General features: G+C 46.2%; 7 protein-coding genes and 3 pseudogenes. 1 reads left to right on the top strand and 9 read right to left on the bottom strand.

The window, feature by feature from the left end:
• Window positions 1–136 (bottom strand): annotated as a pseudogene (locus BZJ18_RS17815) (IS256 family transposase); the annotation flags it as partial.
• 61 nt (window positions 137–197) lie between these two features.
• On the opposite strand from BZJ18_RS17815, the pseudogene BZJ18_RS16150 reads away from it, so the two are divergent.
• A pseudogene (locus BZJ18_RS16150) lies at window positions 198–905 on the top strand (ISAs1 family transposase); the annotation flags it as partial.
• Here the strand turns inward: BZJ18_RS16150 and BZJ18_RS16145 are convergent.
• From BZJ18_RS16145 to BZJ18_RS16110, 8 genes and pseudogenes are all read right to left on the bottom strand, one after another.
• Complete coding sequence (locus BZJ18_RS16145; protein ID WP_077458282.1) at window positions 836–1,201, bottom strand: contractile injection system protein, VgrG/Pvc8 family; 366 nt, start codon at window positions 1,199–1,201, stop codon at window positions 836–838. The pseudogene BZJ18_RS16150 and the gene BZJ18_RS16145 overlap by 70 nt on opposite strands.
• Window positions 1,202–1,246: 45 nt before the next feature.
• A complete protein-coding gene (locus BZJ18_RS16140; RefSeq protein ID WP_241825000.1) occupies window positions 1,247–2,002 on the bottom strand; it encodes a DUF2931 family protein in 756 nt (251 codons plus the stop codon).
• 139 nt (window positions 2,003–2,141) lie between these two features.
• Entirely contained in the window at window positions 2,142–2,894 is a 753-nt protein-coding gene (locus tag BZJ18_RS16135; RefSeq protein WP_077458280.1) for a DUF2931 family protein, read from the bottom strand.
• Between the two features lie 139 nt (window positions 2,895–3,033).
• On the bottom strand, window positions 3,034–3,795 hold the full coding sequence (locus BZJ18_RS16130; protein ID WP_241824999.1) for a DUF2931 family protein: 762 nt from the start codon (window positions 3,793–3,795) through the stop codon (window positions 3,034–3,036).
• Window positions 3,773–5,932: a T6SS phospholipase effector Tle1-like catalytic domain-containing protein gene (locus BZJ18_RS16125; RefSeq protein ID WP_077458278.1), complete on the bottom strand. Its 2,160-nt coding sequence runs from the start codon at window positions 5,930–5,932 to the stop codon at window positions 3,773–3,775. Before BZJ18_RS16125 ends, BZJ18_RS16130 begins: the two co-directional genes overlap by 23 nt.
• Window positions 5,925–6,716, bottom strand: a complete 792-nt coding sequence (locus BZJ18_RS16120) for a DUF4123 domain-containing protein (protein WP_158011299.1) — start codon at window positions 6,714–6,716, stop codon at window positions 5,925–5,927. The genes BZJ18_RS16125 and BZJ18_RS16120 overlap by 8 nt, the downstream gene beginning before the upstream one ends.
• Window positions 6,713–8,770: a type VI secretion system Vgr family protein gene (gene tssI, locus BZJ18_RS16115; RefSeq protein WP_077458274.1), complete on the bottom strand. Its 2,058-nt coding sequence runs from the start codon at window positions 8,768–8,770 to the stop codon at window positions 6,713–6,715. Before tssI ends, BZJ18_RS16120 begins: the two co-directional genes overlap by 4 nt.
• 123 nt (window positions 8,771–8,893) lie before the next feature.
• Window positions 8,894–9,345: pseudogene (locus tag BZJ18_RS16110) on the bottom strand (Hcp family type VI secretion system effector); the annotation flags it as partial.

Below are 9,345 nucleotides of genomic sequence, written 5' to 3'. Positions count from 1 at the left end.
CCATCTCAGCAGCCAAAGCAGCTTCGGTGATCTGTTTAATCAACGGCGTTAGCAGTCCATCTTTCCCGTTGAGGCCCTGTCCAGATTGCAGTGCCTTAGCAAAAGCTTGAATATCAATTTCGTATTTGTCGGACATTGATGTATCACTCCCTGTTGAGGGTTAACTATAGGAGTGACACAGACTTTTGAACACTACCCTTGGACAGTCAAAAGTAGACAGTAAGACGAACGAGATTACTGCCATTCCTAAGCTACTAGAATTGCTCGATATTTCAGGTTGTTTGATTACCATTGATGCTATGGGTTGTCAGCGAAAAATTGCACAGAAAATCATCGATAAAAATGCTGATTACTTGCTTGCTGTTWAAGGAAATCAAGGCAGGTTAGATGAAGCGTTTGATAATTATTACCGCCCCTCAATGCTTCAACATTTTGATGGCGATAGCTATTCATCACAAGAGAAATCGCATGGGCGTTTGGAAACACGATGTGCACTGATTAATACCAATTTAAGTGTATTAGGTGATTTGGCTTATGATTGGCCTGAACTAAAAACGATGGGCATCATGGTGAGTGTTCGACAAGAAGGCAAACACGCCGAAGAATCCGATATTTCTGTGCGCTACTATATAAGTTCAAAAGCACTGACAGCGAAAGAGCTTCATGATGCCACTCGCTCGCACTGGTTAATTGAATCAATGCACTGGCAGCTCGATGTTGGATTAAAAGAAGATGCATGTCGAATTAGGGTAGATGACCGAGCTGAAGTTTTTGCACGAATAAGGCAAATGGTTTTGAATTTATTAAAGCAAGAGAAGAGTTTCAAAGCCGGCATTCAACGCAAGCGAATGATGTGCGCGATGGACCAAGAGTACCTGGCGACCGTGCTGGGAAGCCTTTCGTGACGCGGATGTTCATGCGTTTTCCGTGTGCCATCGGCTTGCGCCGCTTGTTGGAAACTGTAGCTTGGCTTTTTAAAGCTGTAGTCCTTTAAGGCCGTGTGACTAGGGCGTGCCGCGGTGTGGCGTGTCAGGCCATAGATATACGGGGTATCGGTACGACCGCCACTGACGGCGTTATAGGGCACCGGGTTATCAAGCTGGGGCAAGCTGTCGGGCGCATCAGTCACTATCAGGGTAAGCTGATAAGCAATGCTACCGCCAGCAAGTGTTGCATCACTTACTGGGCGATAAGAATTCAAAGTCTATGATAAATCTATAAATATATCACTTCGAGCTACCCATCTTTACTGCTCACTGAGTAACTCGACTGGATCTTGACTGTAGACTTTGCCCACTTTCTCCCATGGGATTGGGACAGTCGATACGCCTGCATCGATTCCACGCTGTTTTGCTTTCTCGGGCTTAGATCCCCGCCTATATACATCAGCCGTTGCACCATTTTGGTCACGGTCTTTCTCTCGTGCTGGCTCCAACTCTGCCAAATAGATAAGTTGATCACAACCCATTAGCCACACTTTTGCTTTTCCATTGGGTAGCATACCAAAGAATAATTCGGTTCGATAACAAGGAAGTCCTTTGGAGCCATCACTTCGTGTATAATGCAATTTTTTCGCCATTAACTCCTTAACCTTCGGAGAAAGATCATATTTAGTCACAAAGAAACGCATATTAATCAGCGACGTCCAATATATATATATACTATCCGGTAAGTGTTTATTTGCTGAGCCTAATTGACTTCCACTTACACCGGCCAATATCGACAAAGGAAAACCAAATCCATCATAGTCCGGAAAAATACTGCGCACATACTTTAGCTCGCTTTTTCTCAGCGTCTGGGCTAGACCATGGAGCGGCATTGTCCAATCTTGCTCTTCGTTCACGCCATAGGCTTGTGTGATTTTAATGGGATAAAATGAGGGCATTACTACAGATACGCGCCAAGGTTTTCCAGGGAGAGGCTCATTCTCTTTGCATCCAATCAAAAGAAACAATGCAAGCAGGGTTATCATTGTTTTTTTATATTTATTTAGTACAGGCAAAGATCGTTGTCCTTTTGAGCTTTATCTATCATCTCAATAGAGTGAACACACCGCCCAGTGGATGCGATTCACTCACTGGGCGATGAAAATTTAAAGTCTGTGATAAACCTATGAAGATATTAACTCGAGTCACTCACCATTACTGCTCACTGAGCAATTCGACTGGATCTTGACTGTAGACTTTGCCAACTTTCTCCCATGGGATTGGGACAGTCGATACACCTGCATCRATTCCACGCTGCCTAACTCTTTGCGGTGTGGAACCTTGTCTATACTCGTCGGCCGTCGTACCATTTTGATCACGGTCTTTCTCTCGTGCTGGATCCAGCTCTGCCAAATAAATGAGCTGATCACAGCCCATCAACCACACTTTGGCTTTTCCATTGGGAAGCATGCCAAAGAAAAACTCAGTCCTAAAACAGGAACCTAAAGATCCATCATATCGCTCAACGCTTACTCCTTTCGACATTATTTCTTTTACTTTTTGAGGAAGGTCATACTTAGTCACAAAAAACCGCAGATTAATCAATGAGGTCCAATATATATATATGCTATCTGGTAAGTGCTTATTAGCAGAGCCTAGTTGTCGCCCACGTACACCAGTGAGTAATGATACAGGGAGTCCAAACCCATCATAATCAGGAAACACAGTGCGAACATTGGCTAATTCGCTTTTACTCATTGACAAGGAGAGCCCATGGAGCGGCATTGTCCAGTCTTGTTCTTCGTTCACACCATACGCTTGCGTGATGTAGATGGGATAAAATGAAGGCGTTACCACAGAAACCTGCCAAGGTTTTCCAGGGAGAGGCTCATTCTCTTTGCAGCCAATTAATAAAAACAACGCAAGCAGGGTTATCAGTGTTTTTCTATATTTATTTAGTACAGGCAAAAATCGTTGTCCTTTTGAGCTTTATCCATCATCTCAATAGAGTGAACATACCGCCCAGTGGATGCTAATCACTCACTGGGCGATGAGAATTTAAAGTCTGTGATAAATGTATGGAGATATCACTTCGAGCTACCCACCATTACTGCTCACTAAGCAACTCGACTGTGTTTTTGCTATAAACTTTGCCCACTTTCTCCCATGGGATTGGGACAGTCGATACACCAGCATCTATTCCACGCTGTCGAACTCTTTGTGGTGTGGGTGTGGGGCCCTGTCTATACTCATCGGCCGTTGTACCATTTTGGTCACGGTCTTTCTCTCGTACAGGATCCAGCTCTGCTAAGTAGATAAATTTCCCACAACCCCACAGCCATACCTTAGCTTTTCCGTTAGGCAACATACCAAAGAAAAATTCAGTTCTATAACAAGACGCATCAATAGTGCCATCACGTCTCGTATAGCTTAACTCTGCTGCCATTAACTCCTTCAACTTTGGAGAAAGGTCATATTTGGTCACAAAAAAACGCATATTAATGAGTGATGTCCAATATATATAAATACTATCCGGTAAGTGTTTATTTGATGAACCTAATTGGCGCCCACCTAGAGCAGTCAGAGGCGATATAGGGAAGCCAAAACCATCATAATCAGGAAACACAGTACGGACATATTCTAACTTACTTGTACTCATCGATTGAGCCAGACCATGGAGCGGCATTGTCCAATCTTGCTCTTCATTCACACCATAGGCTTGTGTGATTTTAATGGGATAGAATGAAGGCATTACCACAGATACACGCCAAGGTTTTCCTGGGAGAGGCTCGCTCTCTTTGCATCCAATTAAAAAAAACAATGCAAGCAGGGTTATCATTGTTTTCTTATATTTCTTTAGTACAGACAAAGCTTGCCCTCCTATAACAATTAGATTCTTCATCCCAATGTGGTCTAAAGCCTAAACTATCTTTTGAAGAATGGTGAATTAAATTAGCATATGCTAGCGTCTTCACTAGCGCTTCGCTTTCTAGGATTGAGCTTAGTGAAGAAACATCACCACACTTCGATAGTTCTAGGGCCTTATTATTTAACTCAACGAACTCAAAACTAGAATTCCCTAATTCATTGATAGGGGACACGGTATATAGTTTGGATTCAGCCTGAGTCCATATAATCCCGTCATCATCATGAACCGGCACACCATAAAACTCGGCCAAACCGTACATAATACGCAAATATAAGCGAGATAGCTCACCTTCCACTTGACGTTTTATATATAGTTTACCTGTTATCTGACCACTATCTTTGCCAATGCGCTCTTTGGTTTCAATGATGTAGTCTTCATCACGCCAGCCGACTTTTTTATCTTTTTCTTTATATTCATCCAGTAGCTTTACAACCTCGTTCTTGACTTTTTCTTTTTTCCCTAACGAAAAGGAATAACTTTTTCTGATTGACTTAACAAGCACTTTTTCGAGTGCAGGTAATAAATAGTCACGATGATCGTAGCTTAAACGTGATTTATAGCCTCCACCAATATCTGAGTGACTTCCAGGCACAACAAACTCATGAAAATGCGTCACAGGTGGCTCCGCTTTCGATCGTTGTTCTGCACTGACTAATTCGCCTAGCGCCACATTATTTAGGTGGTTGAGACTAAAGTCATAACGATACTCTGTGTCTGGGTGTGCAGTTAGGTGTACGGCGCGGCGAACACGTTTCGGGTCAATCCATAGCTCTACCAAACCATGCTTAGTATTATGGGTAGAGAAATCCATCGTATCTAAGCCGTCAATAACCGATGCTACAGTATCAAATAAGCCTGCAAACGTTATTTCCATACATGCTTTATCATGGTCACTTTCCAACCAATCAAAATCAAATGCTATCGGTAAATTAGCGTGAAAACAAGCTCGTTTAAACCCTCTTACGAATGGGCTATCTTGATATACACCTTTTTTATTTTCTTTCAAGACATAATTAATGAAGTGTCTCGCTGCTGCCGCTCCGCGGCTAAAGCCAAATATATCAAACTGAATTTTATTGATACCATCTATTTTCTCATCATGGTTAGTAATTATTTCCTTAGCGTCTTTCAAACTATTTTTAATTTGATTAGACGCATAAATAGCCTTACTCCTAATACCATAATCTCCAGTCCCTGTTGCTTGACCGTAAGTAGATTCACCTGCCGGTGCGATATCTTTACTGTTGCCTGTACCTATTCCAGTTATATATTCACTCAGGACAAAAACACTATCAGATAGTAACTTTCTGTCTTTATACCTGTCATAGAGCTTATATACATTAGTGACTTCATTCGCAGTACTTCCCTCAACCCCTTCTGGATAAGCAAAACATGAATCTGGCAACTGTGTCGGTTTAATCGAGCTACTATCTAATCCAGTTTGTTTAGCCAGTATTTCACATTCAGTATCATAGTTGGCTTTCCACGTATTATAGTAGCGGTCAAACTGCTGTTTACCCCATAGCGCACTGTATGTATTATTGGCCGTACCATCAAAGAACACACCGAAGCGAAGCGTAATAAATTTGTACGCTCTCACTTTAAGAATATATGTTTTATCTGTGACGAGTTTTATTTTGTCGGCGGCCCCTTTTTGATGCCGTTCAGGAAGAGTGACTCTATTTTCTGGTAAATCAGTTGGCTCGTATTGAGGGAGCTCGGTCAGATCACCTGTCGTTGCTTCATGATAGATAACCTCTCCACCATTGTATCCTGTATAAGTTGCTGAAAAATCCTTTACAGGGTCAGAGTCAGGATTCACTGCGTGTTGACTGTCTTGCGCTTCACGTAACCAATCACCCAGATCTAACTTTATTTCCACAGGGCCGGGGGCAATGTCTTTAACCAAAATGGGTTGCTCACCCAAAGAAATGGGGTGCGCTTTTTGGGTGGCATCAATTAAGGTGCCTTTAACATCATTAAACGGCTGGTTATGCTCATCACGAATAAGTAGCTCTATCCAGTGCTCACGCTTTTCACATGGTTGACAATGTGGGTTTACGCCTGTGTTACTCATACGTCGTTTCCCGTAATTTGAATATTTCTTCGCATTCTTTTTGTTCAAGATGCAGTGCATCACGAACCGCTTCTAAAGTTAGGGACGTCTCGTTGATTAAGTGACTGAGCACCAAACGCTCTGCATACTCATAATCCTTACCATTCTTTTTAGCGTCATTCAGCACCGCCTCAAAAACCTGAGAGGGCTTTTCGAGTTGCGTTAGTGCATCGGGTAAGCACTCCCAGAGGCGTCTTTCTAGAATCTTTGCATGCACATCTGTGCGGTAAAGTGGCGTTAAATGATGTGGTTTAATTATCCACCAAGGTGCCAGTCGTGGTTGGTATTGTTTACCAACGTCACTATACCATTGGCAATGTTGGCCATTTAAAAACGTTGTTAGCCTTTCAGCTGGCCCCAGAAGCGCAGACAGCTCTTGCTCATCCATGGTGTCCAGCATAGGTAATAGCACCTGAGGGTCATAAAATCGAAACAAGACCTCCTCACCGTCAAGCGCAGCAATCAATAAACTCTGTAAATGGCTTAACAAAACATCGAGAGTCTGAGTACAAGAAAAGTACATGCCTTGCTGTAATACTTGTTCAGGCAGTTGCCTAACCGACTCAGTCACAGGTAGTAGCCAAGGAGAGAGTGGCATTACAGCATCGAACATTTCACCCTGAAAAACCAATCGTGCATCAGGAAATGAAAGCTCCCCGTTGGCTTCTATCGCCTGTTTTAATGTGTTGTCTTCAACCAACCAATATATGTCGTCGATTTGTTCAGTGAACCATTGTTTTATCACTGCCCACCTCCAATAACAGGACATATTTTGACGGCTGGTATATGTGCTTTTTCAGCGGTCAGTAGCGCCTCATAAGAAATCGTTTGGGCGGGCATTGGACTTTCCGGCGACTCCACCCCAAACGGGAGGGCAGCGACTTTACCGGCATAGCCACTGCCTGCACCGGGGCTGCCGCCTGAGTTGAGGTTAATCGCAGGGCCCACAAGATGAACACCGCCGCCATTAATGCTGACAAAGCTGCCGCCGGCTTTGACGGTGATGCTACTTCCTGCCTCAATCACCGCTTTTTGACCGGCTTTGATATGAATTTCATTGCTGGCGTCATTCACCCATACTTGGCCAGCTTTAACATGCAGCGAGCCGTCAACAATCAGGGTTTGGTCTTGTTGAGTGTACTGGCGACTCTCTCCCTCCACGGTATGATGCGCATTGCCCATCACACGATGAAATTGGTCGTTATGTACCTGATGGTGGTTGTCATGACCTATCTCGGTCACCCGGTCGTTTTCTACCTCGGTATGCCAGTCTTTTTGTGCATGTAAATACACTTGCTCACTGCCCGATTGGTCTTCGAACGTGAGCTCGTTGTAGCCCTCGCCTTGATGACTTTCACTGCGCCAAACCGTCTTGGTTTTGTGTGCCGGTAAGGTATAGGGCGGCACATTGGTCGCATGATACGTGCGGCCGGTGATGATCGGTTGGTCCGGGTCACCGTGTAAGAAGGACACAATCACTTCATGGCCAATGCGGGGAATCGCCATCATGCCATATTGGCTGCCTGCCCAGCCTTGGGCCACCCGTATCCAGCAACTGCTTTTGTCATCGCCGTTAGAATAGCGGTCCCACGGGAAGTGGACTTTCACTCGCCCGTGTTCATCACAGAAGATTTCTTCGCCATCCGGTCCCACCACGGTGCCTATCATGGGGCCATCCACTTGAGGTTTGGGTGTGGGGGTGGCGCGCCACGGGGTGGTGGCCGGAATAAGCATAAACTGGTTGTTGTAGGTGGTGGCGCCTTGGCCACCTTCTTCTTCCATCGCTTGTGGTTGGCTGCCTTGGTGATGCACCCGCACCACTTGCCACGCTTGGTTGACGCCCTCATCCAGGTGGTCGCTGATGGTAAAGCGATAGCCKGCSCGTAATGCSGGTTCATTGCTTTGSCCGTTGGCGYGTTCRGCCTCRCGGCGTAAGTACTCTAAGCGGGTTTGGTTAAACGCCTGTCCRGTSGCGTCGTCTTTAAAGCGGCCCGGGAAGTCAAAGTGCTCGTAGCTGTCGGTACGCTGGTAATCAATGCCATCGGCTTGTGCCGCTTGTTGAAAACTATAACGCGGCTTTTTGAAGCTGTAGTCTTTTAATGCCGTGTGGCTAGGCTGCGCCGCAGTGTGGCGTGTCAGCCCATAGATATACGGGGTATCGGTGCGTCCGCCGCTTAAGGCGTTATAGGGCACAGGGCGCTCAAGCTGGGGCAAGCTGTCGGGCGCATCGGTCACTATCAGGGTATGGGTGGTGGCATCGTGCTCATGGTGATACACCAAGCCCTCTTCTGCCGCTAAGCGGTGGAAGAACGCCAAGTCACTTTCACGGTACTGCACACAGTATTCGCGCTCGGCATAGTCGCGAGTGAGCGAGAAGCTAACCTCCGTCACCCCCATTTCCGTGAGCAGGGTTTCTAGAATAGTCGGCACGGTTTGGTGCTGGAAGGTGCGACTGTTTTGGCGAAGCGACAGACGATACAAGGCGGGCACCAAGGTTAAGCGGTAACGGGTAAAGTGATGACCAATGTCACCTTGGCTAAAGGCACTGGCGATACCCTGCACCCGTTTGACCAGCTCGCCATTGCGCCACAGTGTCAGCTGCACCGGCTTGTCGACCACTTGCTCTGGCGTGATGTCGGTATGGCGGCTCGCCAATGCCACCTCATACTGGAACCCATACACCGGGTTGCCATTCAGGCCTGCTTGGTGAGAGAGGCACTCGTCCCCTTGGTAGTCCACCACCACGAACGGTTGTGGATCTAGCCCCGCCACGGTTAACGCTATTTGCAATGTCGCCATCTGTGTATCCTTCGCCCTGCTTGTTTACCCTGATACGTTCAGCCAGACCCTGCCGTCTGGCTCAACGCACCACAGCCCGCCGGTAAAGGCAGGCTGTTTGTGTCTTCATGTTGCCATGAAGGATTAGGCTTCGATTGGCTTGCGCCAGTCGTCTGAGCCTGAGGTGCCTGCGTTAACGTGGTCCCACGTGATTTTGCGGTAAGACATCGACACCGTCAGGTTCTGGGTAAAGTCTGACTTCGCCGGGTCTTGGCAATGGGGCATCTCGCAGTGAATGTCCACAATCGAGGCGCTTTCCAGCTTGGTGGTAAAGAAGTTTTCTTGTTTCCCTTCAATCGACGTGCGGTACCACTTCAGCTCGACCGTTGACATCTTCTCACCTGACGCCAGTGCGTTATAAAGCAATGGCACCGCTTTGTTGAGCGCAACGGTGAACTTAAATGGCTTGTGCACACGTTGGCCTGATGGCTGACCTGACTGAGGGTCAGTCGGTACGGTCACATTGTGGTCAAACTGTTGTACCAGCATCTCGCCTTCGTGTCCTTAAACAAAAGCATCACCGATAGGATCCGCAG

The organism is Salinivibrio sp. IB872, assembly GCF_001995345.1.
Classification (GTDB): domain Bacteria; phylum Pseudomonadota; class Gammaproteobacteria; order Enterobacterales; family Vibrionaceae; genus Salinivibrio; species Salinivibrio proteolyticus.
The sequence above is the reverse complement of the archived record's forward strand: the minus strand, read 5'-3'. Positions and strand labels throughout refer to the sequence as shown.